This is a genomic window from Quatrionicoccus australiensis (assembly GCF_020510525.1).
GTDB classification, from domain to species: domain Bacteria; phylum Pseudomonadota; class Gammaproteobacteria; order Burkholderiales; family Rhodocyclaceae; genus Azonexus; species Azonexus australiensis_B.
In genome coordinates, this window is sequence record NZ_CP075188.1 from 3587917 (window position 1) to 3602129 (window position 14213).

At 61.9% G+C, this 14213-nt stretch carries 13 protein-coding genes; 5 read left to right on the plus strand and 8 right to left on the minus strand.

The genetic code is table 11. The annotated features are described in order from the left end of the window. The first annotated feature begins 68 nt into the window (after window positions 1–68). Together yjgA and mog are read left to right on the plus strand one after the other, a co-directional pair. Window positions 69–605 carry a ribosome biogenesis factor YjgA gene (yjgA, locus tag KI612_RS17135; RefSeq protein WP_226441273.1) on the plus strand — a complete coding sequence of 179 codons (537 nt, stop codon included), beginning with the start codon at window positions 69–71 and terminating at the stop codon, window positions 603–605. Then, window positions 598–1182, plus strand: a complete 585-nt coding sequence (mog, locus tag KI612_RS17140; protein ID WP_226441274.1) for a molybdopterin adenylyltransferase — start codon at window positions 598–600, stop codon at window positions 1180–1182. Before yjgA ends, mog begins: the two co-directional genes overlap by 8 nt. On the opposite strand, the gene KI612_RS17145 is transcribed toward mog, so the two are convergent. Further along, a complete protein-coding gene (locus tag KI612_RS17145) occupies window positions 1179–2726 on the minus strand; it encodes a hypothetical protein (RefSeq protein WP_226441275.1) in 1548 nt (515 codons plus the stop codon). The two genes, mog and KI612_RS17145, sit on opposite strands and share 4 nt — an antisense overlap. A gap of 177 nt (window positions 2727–2903) precedes the next feature. On the opposite strand from KI612_RS17145, the gene KI612_RS17150 reads away from it, so the two are divergent. The 3 genes from KI612_RS17150 to KI612_RS17160 are packed head-to-tail and all read left to right on the plus strand — an operon-like array spanning window position 2904 to window position 5818. Beyond that, the gene (locus KI612_RS17150) at window positions 2904–3698 is read left to right on the plus strand and encodes a thymidylate synthase (RefSeq protein ID WP_226441276.1); all 795 of its coding nucleotides are present in this window, start codon (window positions 2904–2906) and stop codon (window positions 3696–3698) included. 9 nt (window positions 3699–3707) lie between these two features. Further along, complete coding sequence (gene pgi / locus KI612_RS17155) at window positions 3708–5297, plus strand: glucose-6-phosphate isomerase (protein ID WP_226441277.1); 1590 nt, start codon at window positions 3708–3710, stop codon at window positions 5295–5297. A 2-nt stretch (window positions 5298–5299) separates the two neighbouring features. After that, window positions 5300–5818 (plus strand): dihydrofolate reductase, encoded by a 519-nt coding sequence (locus KI612_RS17160; RefSeq protein ID WP_226441278.1) that lies wholly within the window; start codon window positions 5300–5302, stop codon window positions 5816–5818. A gap of 14 nt (window positions 5819–5832) precedes the next feature. On the opposite strand, the gene KI612_RS17165 is transcribed toward KI612_RS17160, so the two are convergent. From KI612_RS17165 to KI612_RS17195, 7 genes are all read right to left on the minus strand, one after another. Next, on the minus strand, window positions 5833–7131 hold the full coding sequence (locus KI612_RS17165) for a FecR family protein (protein ID WP_226441279.1): 1299 nt from the start codon (window positions 7129–7131) through the stop codon (window positions 5833–5835). Between the two features lie 17 nt (window positions 7132–7148). Then, window positions 7149–8489 (minus strand): surface lipoprotein assembly modifier, encoded by a 1341-nt coding sequence (locus KI612_RS17170; protein WP_226441280.1) that lies wholly within the window; start codon window positions 8487–8489, stop codon window positions 7149–7151. Window positions 8490–8493: 4 nt separating this feature from the next. Continuing rightward, window positions 8494–9204 carry a FecR family protein gene (locus KI612_RS17175; RefSeq protein WP_226441281.1) on the minus strand — a complete coding sequence of 237 codons (711 nt, stop codon included), beginning with the start codon at window positions 9202–9204 and terminating at the stop codon, window positions 8494–8496. A gap of 35 nt (window positions 9205–9239) precedes the next feature. Then, window positions 9240–11468 (minus strand): arginine/lysine/ornithine decarboxylase, encoded by a 2229-nt coding sequence (locus KI612_RS17180; RefSeq protein ID WP_226441282.1) that lies wholly within the window; start codon window positions 11466–11468, stop codon window positions 9240–9242. A 210-nt stretch (window positions 11469–11678) separates the two neighbouring features. Continuing rightward, window positions 11679–12245 (minus strand): dCTP deaminase, encoded by a 567-nt coding sequence (gene dcd / locus KI612_RS17185; protein WP_226407771.1) that lies wholly within the window; start codon window positions 12243–12245, stop codon window positions 11679–11681. Between the two features lie 71 nt (window positions 12246–12316). Beyond that, complete coding sequence (gene apbC / locus KI612_RS17190) at window positions 12317–13408, minus strand: iron-sulfur cluster carrier protein ApbC (protein WP_226441283.1); 1092 nt, start codon at window positions 13406–13408, stop codon at window positions 12317–12319. Between the two features lie 82 nt (window positions 13409–13490). Beyond that, a complete protein-coding gene (locus KI612_RS17195) occupies window positions 13491–14177 on the minus strand; it encodes a response regulator transcription factor (RefSeq protein WP_226441284.1) in 687 nt (228 codons plus the stop codon). Window positions 14178–14213 lie beyond the last annotated feature (36 nt).

Below are 14213 nucleotides of genomic sequence, written 5' to 3' on the forward strand. Positions count from 1 at the left end.
AAAGGGGCGTCCGAACGGGAAAGTCGCTATCATAGCAGCCCATCAATGCCCGCCTGCGACCGCGCCCCATGCAAGAAGAAGATTTCACCGAGAGTACCAGCCGCCCTTCGAAGACCAAGAAGAAGGAGGCCATGCATGAACTGCGCGACCTCGGCGCCGAACTGGTCGAGCTTTCCGTCGGCCAGCTCAAGAAGATCAAGCTGCCGGAAGAGATTTACGACGCCGTGCGCGAATGCCAGAAGATCACCGCCCACGGCGCCCACCGCCGCCAGGTTGCCTATCTCGGCAAGCTGATGCGCAATGTCGACGACGAACCGATCCGCGCCGGCCTGGCGCTGCTGCGCGGCGAATCGTCGGCCGAAGTGGCGCGTATCCACCGCCTCGAACGCATGCGCCAGCGCCTGATCGACGACGAAGGCGCCCTGCCCGAGTTGCTCGCACTGTGGCCCGGCCTCGACATGCAGCAGTTGCGCCAGCTGCGCCGCAACGCGCTCAAGGAACAGGAAGGCAACAAGCCGCCGAAGAGTTTCCGCGCCATTTTCCAGCTGCTGCAGGAACAGGACGGCAAGCCGGCACCGGAAGCTGCGGAAACGGATGATGAGTGAACAACTGATCATCGGCTTGGTCTCGATCAGTGACCGCGCCTCGACCGGCATCTACGAAGACAAGGGTATCCCGGCCCTGCAGGAATGGCTGGGCGGCGCGCTGAGCACGCCCTGGCGCGCCGAAACGCGCTTGATCGCCGACGATCAGCCGACGATTGAAAATACCCTGATTGAACTGGTCGACCGCTGCGGCTGCCATCTGGTGCTGACCACCGGCGGCACCGGCCCGGCGCTGCGCGACGTGACGCCGGAAGCAACACTGGCCGTCGCCGACAAGGAAATGCCGGGTTTCGGCGAGGAAATGCGCCGGATCAGCCTCAACTTCGTGCCGACCGCGATCCTGTCGCGCCAGGTGGCGGTGATCCGCAAGCAGGCCCTGATCATCAACCTGCCCGGCCAGCCGAAGTCCATCAAGGAAACGCTTGAAGGCGTCCGCAATGCCGCCGGCGAAGTCACGCACGTCGGCATCTTTGCCGCCGTGCCCTACTGCATCGACCTGATCGGCGGCCCCTACGCCGAAACCGACCCGGCGGTGATCAAGGTCTTCCGCCCGAAGTCGGCGATCCGCCCGGCTTAACTGATCAGCCCGCGGCGGTAGCGCGCCAGTTCGTACTCGCCGGTCTGTTCCAGCAAGGCCACCGGCGCGAGCAGGAAACGCTGGCCATTGCGGCTGTAATCGAGACTTTCGCGCAGGTCGAACGAATTGGGCGGCAACACCAGACGCACCTCACCGGCTTCGCAACCGTCCTCGATCAGCAAACTGGGCAGGCTGGCGGCAGCACCGTACTTGGAGGCCGTGCGCGGTGTCACCTCGACCGAGCAGACTTGCCGGGCGAGCGCCTGGATTCCGACCCGGGCCTCACTCTCGGTTTCGCGGTGATAACGCCGGACGATGCCGAGCAACCAGTTGTCGCCGCCATCCGGCTGCAGGGCGAGCAACGCCCCGACGCGCAACCACTCGGCGGAAATATTGCTGAGCACGGCCCCGAAGCCGCCACGACTGACATTTTCGACGACCCAGCTTTCGATCGGCAAGCCAGCCGGTCGACCGCCAAATTCACCCGAAAACACCACGAAGGCATTGACCAGCCCGTTCATCACCGACATCCGGTGCTTGACGCGATGCCGGTCATGCCGGCGCTGCGGCGGAATGGGCGCGAGATAAGCCGCGAGATGACGCAACACCGGCAACACGGCACGCACCTGATACTGCCCGCCGAGATTGATGTCGGGCGGAATGTCGCCGCCCTGCTCGAGGTCGTGCAGCACGGCACGCATGGCCGCGTTGGCTTCGCCTGGCTTGAAAAAGCGCTGGCTGGGCTCGGCCCGTGCGGGCATCCTGGCCAGGCGCAACGGCGGCTGGGCGAGATGCAGGTCGACCCAATAGACGCTGTCTTCGTGCGCCACGTTGGCAAAGATGAATGAGGGCAGGAAATGCATGATCAGGCGCTCGGCCAGTTCGATCTCGAGCGGCATCAGGCTGTCCATCGACGCGGCCTGGAACGCCACGGCCTTGACGTATTCCTGCTGTGCACTGGACATGCCGCCCTGCAGCGACAACATCACCCGCTTGCCGGCAACGCCCGCCGCCTCGGCCATTTCCATGGCCCGCCCGAGACGCAGCCAGATGGCGCCCGGCGTCGGACCATAATGAAACTGTTCCCACTTGATGATCGCCCCCAGCGCGGCAATCAGACGCGTCGTCAGCGCCGGCAGCAGCAGCTTCAGGGTTTCGGCGGCGCGGGGCTTGTCGGACGGCGTGTACAGGCAGCGCTCATAGGCCGCCGCGAGCAAGGTCCAGAAACCGTAATTGATCGACCACAGACGCTTTTCATCATTGCGCGTCAGGCGCAGGGTATGCAGATATTCGCGGGAAAGGCGCTTGAGGTGCGGCAGGGCGGCATCTTCCAGCTGACTCGCCGCATCGAAAACACGATCCAGCGGAAACTCGTCCGCGGCCAGCAGAGACTCCAGCCAACCGGCGATTTCATCGAGCGCCTTGAAAGCGTTATCACCGGGCAGCTCACCGATCACCCGGCGCAACTCGCGTGCGTCGGCCAGCGGGTGTTCCGCCTTCTGACTGAGCAGCCTTCCCAGCCCTGGCATCTTGTCAAGCACCATTCTCTCCCTCTCCAGCAGTTCAGCTCCCGATTCTAGTCGCTGATCAAGGATAGGGGCATAAATAATTTAATTCGCCAGTCGCCCGGGTGCCGGCCAAACACTCTTGTCACAGTGTGATCCGCAGCGTCGCCGGGACTGGTAAAATCCAAGGATCATTCATCCGGCCAGCCGATACCCATGCAGCAATACCTCGACCTGATGCGCCACGTTCTCGACCAGGGCCATGACAAGTCCGACCGTACCGGCACCGGCACCCGCTCGGTCTTTGGCTGGCAGATGCGCTTCGACCTGGCCAAGGGATTCCCGGCGGTTACCACCAAGAAGCTGCACCTCAAGTCGATCATCCACGAACTGCTGTGGTTCCTGCAGGGCGACACCAACATCGCCTACCTCAAGGAAAACGGCGTCCGTATCTGGGACGAATGGGCCGATGAGAATGGCGATCTCGGGCCAGTCTACGGCAAACAGTGGCGCCGCTGGGAAACCCCGGACGGGCGCGTCATCGACCAGATCGGTCAACTCGTGCACAGCCTGAAAAACAATCCGGACTCCCGCCGTCACATCGTCTCGGCCTGGAATCCGGGCGATGTGGACAACATGGCCCTACCGCCCTGCCACTGCCTGTTCCAGTTCTACGTCGCCGACGGCAAACTGTCCTGCCAGCTCTACCAGCGCAGTGCCGACATCTTCCTCGGCGTGCCCTTCAACATCGCTTCCTACGCCCTGTTGACGCTGATGCTGGCGCAAGTTTGCGGCTACCAGCCGGGCGATTTCGTGCATACCTTCGGCGACGCCCACATCTATTCCAACCACTTTGCCCAGGCGCAACTGCAACTCGCCCGCGAGCCCCGCCCGCTGCCGCAGATGTGGATCAATCCGGACGTCACGGATCTGCTGGCCTTCCGCTTCGAGGATTTCCGTCTCGACGGCTACGACCCGCACCCGCACATCGCTGCGCCGGTCGCTGTTTAGGCCATGCCCATGCGTCTTACTGAAACCTCGGGCTGGCGTGCGCTCGCCGACCATGTCAAACAACTACGCCAGAAGCATCTGCGCAGCCTGTTTGCTGACGACCCAAGCCGTTTCGAGCACCTTTCCTGCCGCCACGGCAACCTGCTGGTCGACTACTCAAAACAGCGCCTGACCGGCGAAACCATGCAGCTGTTGCGCCAACTTGCCCAGACCGCGGATATTGCCGGCTGGGCCAGGCGCATGCGTAGCGGCGAAGCGATCAACCACACCGAACAACGCGCGGTACGCCATGTCGATCTGCGCGCCGGCGACGCAGCACCACCCGAAGTGCGTAACGTGCTGACACGCATGCAAGCCTTCTGCGAACGTGTCCATAGTGGACAGTGGCGCGGCTATAGCGGCGAACGCATTACCGACATCCTGAACATCGGCATCGGCGGCTCCGACCTCGGCCCGCACATGGCGGTTCAGGCTCTCGCCGCACGCCAGCACCCGGACATCCGCGTCCACTTCGTCTCGAACCTCGATGGCGCCGATCTGGCCAACATGCTGCAGCACCTCAGTCCGCGCAGCACGCTGTTCGTGATCGCCAGCAAGACCTTCACCACCCTGGAAACCATCACCAACGCCCGTACCGCCCGCGACTGGCTGCTCGCCGCCTGCGGCGACCCGAGCATGGTGGCCAGGCACTTCGTCGCGGCCTCGACCAATCTCAAGGCCACCGGCGAATTCGGCATTGCCCCGGAAAACGTCTTCGAATTCCAGGACTGGGTCGGAGGCCGCTTCTCGCTGTGGTCGGCGATCGGCCTGCCGATCGCGCTGGCTGTCGGATTTGCCAATTTCAAGGAGTTACTGGCCGGCGCCCGCGACATGGACGAGCACTTTTTCAGTGCCCCCGCCGAATCCAACCTGCCGCTGACCCTCGCCCTCCTCGCCCTGTGGAATACCAATTTCCTCAAGGCGCACAGCCATGGCGTCTTCCCGTACAGCCATTCGCTCGGTCTGCTGCCGGCCCACCTGCAACAGCTGGAAATGGAAAGCAACGGCAAGCATGTCGATCGCCAGGGCCTGCCGGTCGACATCGCTACCGCCCCGATTCTCTGGGGCACCGCCGGCACCAACGGGCAGCACTCGTTCTTCCAGTTGCTGCATCAGGGCAGCGAGCTGGTTGCCAGCGACTTCATCGCACTGGCTCGCTCCGATTTCCCGCTCCCCGGCCATCACAGCAACCTGCTCGCCAACTGTCTCGCGCAATCCTCCGCCCTGGCCTTCGGTCAGACCCAGAAGGAAGCCCGTCAGGCCGGCATCCCGGAAAGCTTGCTGCCCTATCGGACCTTCCCCGGCAACCAGCCTTCGACCACCATCGTGCTGCCCGAACTGAGCCCCTTCACGCTGGGCCAGCTGGTCGCGCTTTACGAGCACAAGGTGTTCTGCCTCGGTGTCTTGTGGAATCTCAATTCTTTCGACCAGTGGGGTGTCGAACTCGGCAAGCAGCTGGCCAGCCGTCTCGCCCCCTGCCTGCGCGGCGAAGCAGCCAGTGACACGCTGGACAGCTCGACACGCGGCCTGATCGACCACCTTCGCCAGTTTCGGACCTGAACATGCCTGACATCATCATCATCGCCGCCGTCGCCAGCAACCGGGTCATCGGTCGCGACAACCAGCTGCTCTGGAACATCCCGGAAGACATGGCACATTTCAAGGCCCTGACTGCCGGTCAGACCGTGGTCATGGGCCGCAAGACCTGGGAATCGCTGCCGCCGCGTTTTCGCCCGCTGCCCGGCCGGCGCAACATCGTGATCACCCGCCAGGGCGACTATGTCGCCCCCGGTGCCGAAATCGCCGGCTCGCTGGAAATCGCCCTAAAAATCGCGTCGACCGCTGGTGCAGACGACCAGCCGGCTGACAAGCATATTTTCGTGATTGGTGGCGGGGAGATCTATCAACAGGCGATGGCGTTCGCAACCCGCCTCGAACTGACCGAGGTCGATGATGCGCCGCAAGGAGACACCCGCTTCCCGGAGGTATCTCCAAACGACTGGCAAGCCGAGCAACGCAAGCCGCTGAGCAGCGCCAGCGGCCTGCAGGGACATTTCGTCAGCTACCGCCGGCAGCACTGAAGCAGGAACGACGACTAGCGCTTGAAGGCTACAGCCCCTGAAAGACTGTAGCCACCGACGTAAGAGCTGTAGGTTGCTCCGGCGTAGGCAGCATTGACACCTGAGAACAAGCCGCCACCCGTTGCACCAACGCCCCAAGTGAAATGAGACGCTAGCGGCACAGAACCCGTTGAGGCGGTGATCGTGTTGACGCCTGATCCGACACCAGAGGTATACGGCACCTGCAGCGCCATTGACACAGTCATCGTACTCGCCCCAAAGCTCGCGGTCAGCGTCCCGGTCGGAGAACCCAGAACAGTACCGGCCGGCGCCCCTGTTGGCGCGGTATAACCAATCAACCGATAAGTCGCGGTGACACCGTTCAGTGCAGCCAGCTGGCTGGCCGGCGTTTCCCGCCCGACCACATAATGGAAATCGGTCAGCGGCGTACTCAACGGATCAGTTGCCGTCGCCCAGCGTCCCCAGCCAATCGCCCCATCAGCCGAGCCTGACTCACCCAGGGTCTGGCCGGCAAAAGTCCCGCTCTGGTTGGTTGCCGTAAGCAACTGGCCCGACGCCCCGAACTGGGTTGTGGCATCGCTCGCGAGTCCGCCGGAAAAACCATGCGACCAGGCCAGCGCGTAGCCGGGCCCGGAAGTCAGCCGGTTGGCATTGATCTGGATCGCACCATCCTGGTTGCGGAAATCACTGCTCGAGAACAGCGGCAGCAGTTGCTCCCCGGGCTGGGTCGGCGCCAGTTGCGGCCGGAATTCGACGCGGCGCAGCGCACCGTTGGGGCCTTCGATCACCGCCGAGTCACCACTGACCAGGATGGCACAGCCGCCACCGTTGCAAACCTCGATCGCGCCATCACCGGTTGCCACGGCGATGCTTTCGGCGCCGAGATAACTCAGCGTGTATTCGGTGCCGCGAATACCGATGGTCGCCACCGAGGTGGTCACCTTGTAGCTGTCCCTGTTGAAGCGTCCGACCAGTCCGGTCAGGGTACGCAAGCTGCCCTTGAGCAGCGTGAAGAAGCCCTGCTCCTTGCCATCCGGCTGACCGCTGAAGTGATAGCTGTCGATGCGAAACTCGGTATTGGGCTGCAGCGAAATGATTGCACCATCATCAAAACGCAACTGGGCACGCCCCTCGCCGGTGCGCACGGTTTCGCCACTGACAACTTTCGCCCCCTTGCTCAGGCTGCGGCTGCCGGCGGCGGCACTGAGGGCCTGCACATCGCCGATGGCAAAATCGATATTGGCCGCACCTGCCGCCAGGCAGGACAAGGGCGCCAGCAAGGCAAGCGCCGGCAAAAGACGAAACGGGCTCATGACATTGCCTCCAGCCATCAGAATTCACGCCGAATGGTCACGGAAACCATTTCGCGGTGGTAATCGTTGAGTGCGGTATTCGAATCGTTCAGACCCAGCAACAGTTGCGGCGTCAGCGTCCAGTCCTTCTCGACGGCATAGCTGGCCCCCAGCAACATGCTGTACTGCGCATCACGCCTTTTGACCAGGAACGAGGGGTCGACCGCATCGTATTGCCGGAACTCGCCGGACAGGCTGCCGAACAGCGTGGTTTTAGCACCGAGGCTGGCGCGCGCCCCGAAACGCAACCCAACGCCATCAAAGGAAAGGTAATCGACATTCGCCGCATGCACCTTCTCGCTGACCAGATAGGCGCTGGCATAAGCGACCGCACTGTCCCGCCACATATGGGCATAGGCCGCGCCGGCCACCCAGCGGTCGGCATCGCGCACCGACTGCGTCAGGTATTGCAGGTTGCTGTACTGGCCATAGACACTGATCTGGTTGCGCGCATCGTAGTTGTGCTGCCACTGCGCAGTCAGCCCGTTGGCCATGCGAAAACGCTCTTCATCGACGCTGATGTGATTGGACTGCCCCATCAGCGTATAGACATTTTTGCCCTGGCTGACGACCACACCGACGTTGGCGTCGATATTGCCCAGATCGAAGCGATCGGTCCGGCCGTTGAACCGGTCAGTCCCCGACACCCCGGCCAGCACGGCAATACCCGGCGCGACCGGAACACGTACATTGAAGCCGCCCCCCAGCTGGGCAAAATAATCGGCATTCGCCTTGCTGTCCTTGGAAAGGGTGGCCGGCAAGGGGCTCAGGCCGGGAATGACCACCGAATTGCGGTTCGGCCCCAGATTCAGATTGGTGTCGTAACCCAGCGCCAATTCAAGATAACCGTTGGTCGTGGTTTTTGACTGGTTCTGCACCTGACGGGCAGCGCTGATATAGCGCTCCAGGGTCAGCGAGACATCGGCCGGGACGCCCAGTTTCTGGACGGTTTCGAATTCCTTGCGGGCGGTATCGGCTTCGCCGAGCGCCAGATAAGCACGGGCAATCTCGGCCCGCGCCCGGACATGGTTCGGCTCGACAGCGAGCACCCGCTCCAGCGCGAACACGGCGCGGGTATTCTGACCGACATCAATCGCGGCCAGGCCCAGCAGAAAATCGTAATACGGCTCGCCGGCCCGATTGCTTTCCTGCGCTTCGAGCAGGGCAAAAGCCTGCACCGGTTTGCCGGCATCGAGCAGCAAGCGCGCCTGATCGGTCAGCGTGTCGGCTTGCGCCAGGGGCATCTGCAAGGCAAGAAGGAGCACAGCGGCGAGGCCGGCCCGTAGTCGGAACTGCTGGATCAGCGCTGGAGCCCGCATGACACTATTTCCCTGAAGGAGAGGTTATGGGCGAGCGACTGGCCGACATCGGATCGGCCGTTGTCGTGGTCGGGCTCCCCCCTGACACCGGAACATTAACGACAGTCGGCGCCTGCGGCAAGTCAGGCTGAACGGCTGCACCGGACAGGGCACCACTACGCGGCTCGAATTGCGGCCGCTGGTTGCGCTCGTAAACCCAGACCGTTTCACCCGGACCGATCTGCTGGCAACCGGCATCGCTGCACACCTCGACCCGCCCGGCATAGGTCGTCACGGCCAGGCCGGTGCCATCAAAGACGGCGCCGTACTCGGTGCCGCGCACGCCGATCGTTGCCACCGAAGTGCCGACGCGGTACTGGTTGTAATCTTCCTTGCCAAGCAGGCCGGTAATGGTGCGCATCGCGCCCTTGATCAGGGTCATCACCACACCATCGCCACTGCTCGCGCGATTGCCGCGGTCGACGAAGCGAAAGGCATCAATCCTGAAATTGCTGCCTGGCTTCAGCGACATGCTGGCACCGTCGGCAAAGCGCAACTGCACCTGGCCATCCAGCGTATTGATCGTGTCGCCGGCCTGCAACTCACTGCCACGAACCAGGGGACGGGCAGGCACTCCGGGAACCGTCACGGTTGGCGAGCCGGTGACAAAAACCACTCTCGCCGCCGCTTCGGCAAAGGCCAATGCCGGCATCAACAAAATCAGGAGAGCCAGCAAGCAGCTCCATTGTTTCGTCATTGCCGGCATCATGTTTACCTCACACAATCAACGTAATAGCGCCCGTCATCCCCCTTGACCAGACCATGGACGTCGGTCTCGAAACCGGGGAATGCCGCATTGAATTCTCGGGCGAATTTCAGATAACTGCAAATGGTCCGATTGAAGCGCTCGCCCGGAATCAGCAGCGGAATGCCCGGCGGGTACGGCGTCAGCAACACGGCCGTAACACGCCCTTCCAGTTCATCGACCGGTACGCGCTCGATGTCGCGGTGCGCCATCTTGGCGAAGGCATCGGCCGGGCGCATCGCCGGCACCATGTCCGACAGGTACATTTCGGTGGTCAGGCGGGCCACATCGTTCTGCTTGTAAACGCTGTGGATCTGCGTGCACAGATCGCGCAGGCCGACGCGCTCGTAGCGCGGGTTCTTCTGCACGAACTCGGGCAGCACCTTCCACAGCGGATGATTCTTGTCGTAATCGTCCTTGAACTGCTGCAGCGCCGTCACCAGCGTGTTCCAGCGGCCCTTGGTGATGCCGATGGTGAACATGATGAAGAAGCTGTACAGGCCGCACTTCTCGACGATGACGCCGTGCTCGGCGAGGTACTTGGTGACGATGGCGGCCGGAATGCCGAATTCGTCAGCGAAGTCGCCATCGACATCAAGGCCCGGGGTAATGATGGTCGCCTTGATCGGGTCGAGCATGTTGAAGCCGTCGGCCAGATTGATGAAACCGTGCCAGCGCTCGCCCGGCTTCAGCATCCAGGCATCGCGTTCCTCGATGCCTTCTTCGGACAGGTCGTCCGGACCCCAGACCTTGAACCACCAGTCGGCGCCCCACTCTTCATCGACCTTGCGCATGGCGCGACGGAAATCGAGGGCCTCGGCGATCGATTCCTCGACCAGTGCGGTACCGGCCGGCTCTTCCATCATCGCCGCCGCCACATCGCAGGAGGCGATGATCGAGTACTGCGGCGAGGTCGAGGTGTGCATCAGATAGGCTTCGTTGAAGATGTCGCGGTCGAGCTTCTGATTCTCGGCATCCTGCACCAGGATCTGCGAGGCCTGGCTCAAACCGGCGAGCAGCTTGTGCGTCGATTGCGTCGAGAAAACCATGGACTCCTTGCAGCGCGGGCGATCCGCACCAATCGCGTGGTAATCGCCGTAAAAGTCGTGGAAGGCGGCGTGCGGCAGCCAGGCTTCGTCGAAATGCAGGGTATCGATCTTGCCGTCGAGCTCTTCCTTGATGTCCTCGACGTTGTAGAGAATGCCGTCGTAGGTCGATTGCGTAATCGTCAGCACACGCGGCTTGGCCGTCTTGTCGGTAATGAACGGATTGGCGGCAATTTTCTTCTGGATGCTTTCCCAGGCAAATTCGCTCTTCGGGATCGGGCCGATGATGCCGAAGTTGTTGCGCGTCGGCATCAGGAAAACCGGGATCGCGCCGGTCATCATGATCGCGTGCAGGATGGACTTGTGGCAGTTGCGGTCAACGACGACGATGTCGTTCGGCGCCACGGTCGAGTGCCAGACGATCTTGTTCGAGGTCGAGGTGCCGTTGGTCACGAAATACAGGTGATCGGCATTGAAGATGCGCGCCGCGTTGCGCTCGGAAGCGGCGACCGGGCCGGTATGGTCGAGCAGCTGGCCGAGTTCCTCGACGGCGTTGCAGACGTCCGCGCGCAGCATGTTCTCGCCGAAGAACTGGTGGAACATCTGGCCGACCGGCGACTTCAGGAAGGCGACGCCGCCCGAGTGGCCGGGACAATGCCAGGAATACGAACCGTCGGCCGCGTAATGCACCAGCGCGCGGAAAAACGGCGGCGGCAGCGAATCGAGATAGGCACGGGCTTCGCGCTTGACGTTGCGGGCGATGAATTCCGGCGTGTCCTCGAACATGTGGATGAAACCATGCAGTTCGCGCAGCACATCGTTCGGGATATGGCGCGAGGTACGCGTTTCACCGTGCAGGAAGATGGGAATCTCGGCGTTGCGATTGCGGATTTCGCTGACGAAGGCGCGCAACTCGGCGAGGGTTTCTTCCGGCTCCAACGCCAGCTCCTCGTCGTCGATCGACAGGATGAAGGCCGAGGCCCGGCTCTGCTGCTGGGCAAATGAGGTCAGATCGCCGTAGCTGGTCACCCCCAGCACTTCCAAACCTTCCTTTTCGATGGCTTCGGCGAGCGCCCGGATGCCAAGACCGGAGGTGTTCTCCGAGCGAAAGTCTTCGTCGATGATGATGACGGGAAAGTGGAAGCGCATTGTGTATCCTTGAAAAGCGGCGACCCGCCGCAGCGGGTCACAGAATAAGACGGTTTTGTTACAGCCTAGCGAAAATCCGCGGGCATTCCATTTTCAGATCAATTGTGACGCGAAGACAAGCCGAAGACGACCATCGGAAGTCCCTGTGGGACAGTGCGATTAGCACGGCGAGGTGAAGTCGACAAAGTCACGGTTGGTCTGAGAATGGAATCAGATTTTGGGCAGGGTCACGCCGACCTGCCCCTGGTACTTGCCGCCGCGGTCCTTGTACGAGGTCTCGCAGACTTCGTCGGATTCGAAGAACAGGACCTGGGCACAACCTTCGCCAGCGTAGATCTTGGCCGGCAGCGGCGTCGTGTTGGAGAACTCGAGCGTCACGTAGCCTTCCCATTCCGGTTCGAAAGGCGTCACGTTGACGATGATGCCGCAGCGCGCATAGGTCGACTTGCCGAGGCAGACGGTCAGCACCGAACGCGGAATGCGGAAATATTCCATGGTGCGGGCCAACGCGAAGGAGTTCGGCGGAATGATGCAGACATCGGACTCGATCTCGACGAAGGACTTCGGGTCGAAGTTCTTCGGATCGACCACGGTCGAGTTGATGTTGGTGAATACCTTGAATTCGCGGGCACAGCGGATGTCGTAACCGTAGCTGGAGGTGCCGTAGGAAACGATCTTCTCGCCATTGGCCTCGCGCACCAGTTCCGGTTCAAACGGCTCGATCATGCCGTGCTCTGCCGCCATGCGGCGGATCCATTTGTCTGATTTGATGGCCATTTTTCCCTGCTACGGTCGACAAAAATAAAGGCGGGATTTTACCCGCCTTTATGTGGGGTTTTGGCAAAAACTTAGGTGTTCTGCACCACGATGTTCGGGAACTTCGAAGTCATGTCCTTTGCCTTGTCGGCGATCTTGACCGCGACCCGGCGGGCGATGCCGCGATAGATCTCGGCCGTGCGGGAATCCGGCGCGCCGACCACGGTCGGCTTGCCGCCGTCGGCCATCTGGCGAATCGCCATTTCCAGCGGCAGGCTGCCGAGGAACTCGACGTCGTAATCATCGCCCATGCGCTGACCGCCGCCTTCGCCGAAGATGTGCTCGGCATGACCGCAGTTCGAGCAGATGTGAATGCTCATGTTTTCGACAATGCCGAGAATCGGAATATTCACTTTCTCGAACATCTTCAGACCCTTGCGCGCATCGATCAGGGCGATGTCCTGCGGCGTGGTGACGATCACGGCGCCGGTTACCGGCACCTTCTGCGCCATCGACAGCTGGACATCGCCGGTACCCGGCGGCATATCGACGATCAGGTAATCGAGATCGTGCCAGTTGGTCTGGCCGAGCATCTGGTCAAGCGCCTGGGCGACCATAGGGCCGCGCCAGACCATCGGCGTCTCGACATCGACCATGAAACCGATCGACATCGCCTGCAAACCATAGGCCTCGAGCGGCTCCATGCTCTTGCCGTCCTTCGACTCGGGCTGCTCGCCAGCCAGGCCAAGCATCTGCGGCTGCGAAGGGCCATAGATATCGGCGTCGAGAATGCCGACGCGGGCGCCTTCCTGAACCAGCGCCAGGGCCAGGTTGACCGCCGTCGTGCTCTTGCCGACGCCGCCCTTGCCGGAGGCAACGGCAATGATGTTCTTGACGCCGGGTAGCAGCTTGACGCCGACCTGCACACTATGGGCGACGATCTTGCTGTACACATTGGCCACAACCTTGCCGACACCCGGCACACCGGCGACGGCCGCTTGCACCTGCTGGCGGATCACTTCGATCTGGGTTTTGGCCGGATAACCGAGCTCGATGTCGAAGGAGACATCGGCGCCATCAATCCGGATGTTCTTCACCGCTTTGCCGGTGACGAAATCCTTGCTGGTATTGGGGTCGACCGCCGCAGAAAGTGCAGCCTTGACTTGCTGTTCTGAGAGACTCATGAAAACTCCGGTTGGGGCGCTTTGGACAAGCCGGGAAATACCCGAGCTATTTTGTCCAGTATACCGCAAGCGGCGAACTGCTTCAGCCTTGCTGCACGGTATCCAGACGATAACCCTGACCATAAACGGAAGTCAGCATCAGGCCGCTTTCGCCGGCCAGGCCGAGCTTCTTGCGCAGGCGACTGGCGTGCGTGTCGACGGTGCGCGTATCGACTTCGTTGTCGCGTACCCAGACGCTGGAAAGCAGCTCTTCACGCGGCAGGACACGACCGATATTGCGCAGCAGGACGACAGCCAGATCGAATTCGCGCTGCGTCAGATCCACTTCGACACCGGCCAGGGTGACACGCCGCCCTTCGAGATCCATTTCGATACCACCGATGCGCAGCGGCCCCGGCCGGGCCGACTTGCGCCGGCGCAGCAGCCCCTGGACACGGGCCATGAATTCCATGTAACGGATCGGCTTGGGAATGAAGTCATCGGCGCCGAGACGCAGAATGTCGGCTGCGCTTTCTTCTTCGGTGCGCGCCGTGCAGAAGACGACCGGCACATCCCAGCCACACTTCTCGCGGATATGTTTCAGGACCTCATCACCGCCGATATCCGGCAAGGTCCAGTCGACGACGAAAAAATCGAAGGAGCGGGTCTTCATGGCCTCAATGCAGGCCAGCCCTTCGCTGAACACCTCGACCTGGTGTCCTTCGCTCTTGAGCAGGGCTTTCAGCACTTCAGCCTGACTACGGCTGTCTTCAATGACGGCAAAATTCATGGTATCCCCTTTAAAGGCGGATTTTGCCGCCTTGCA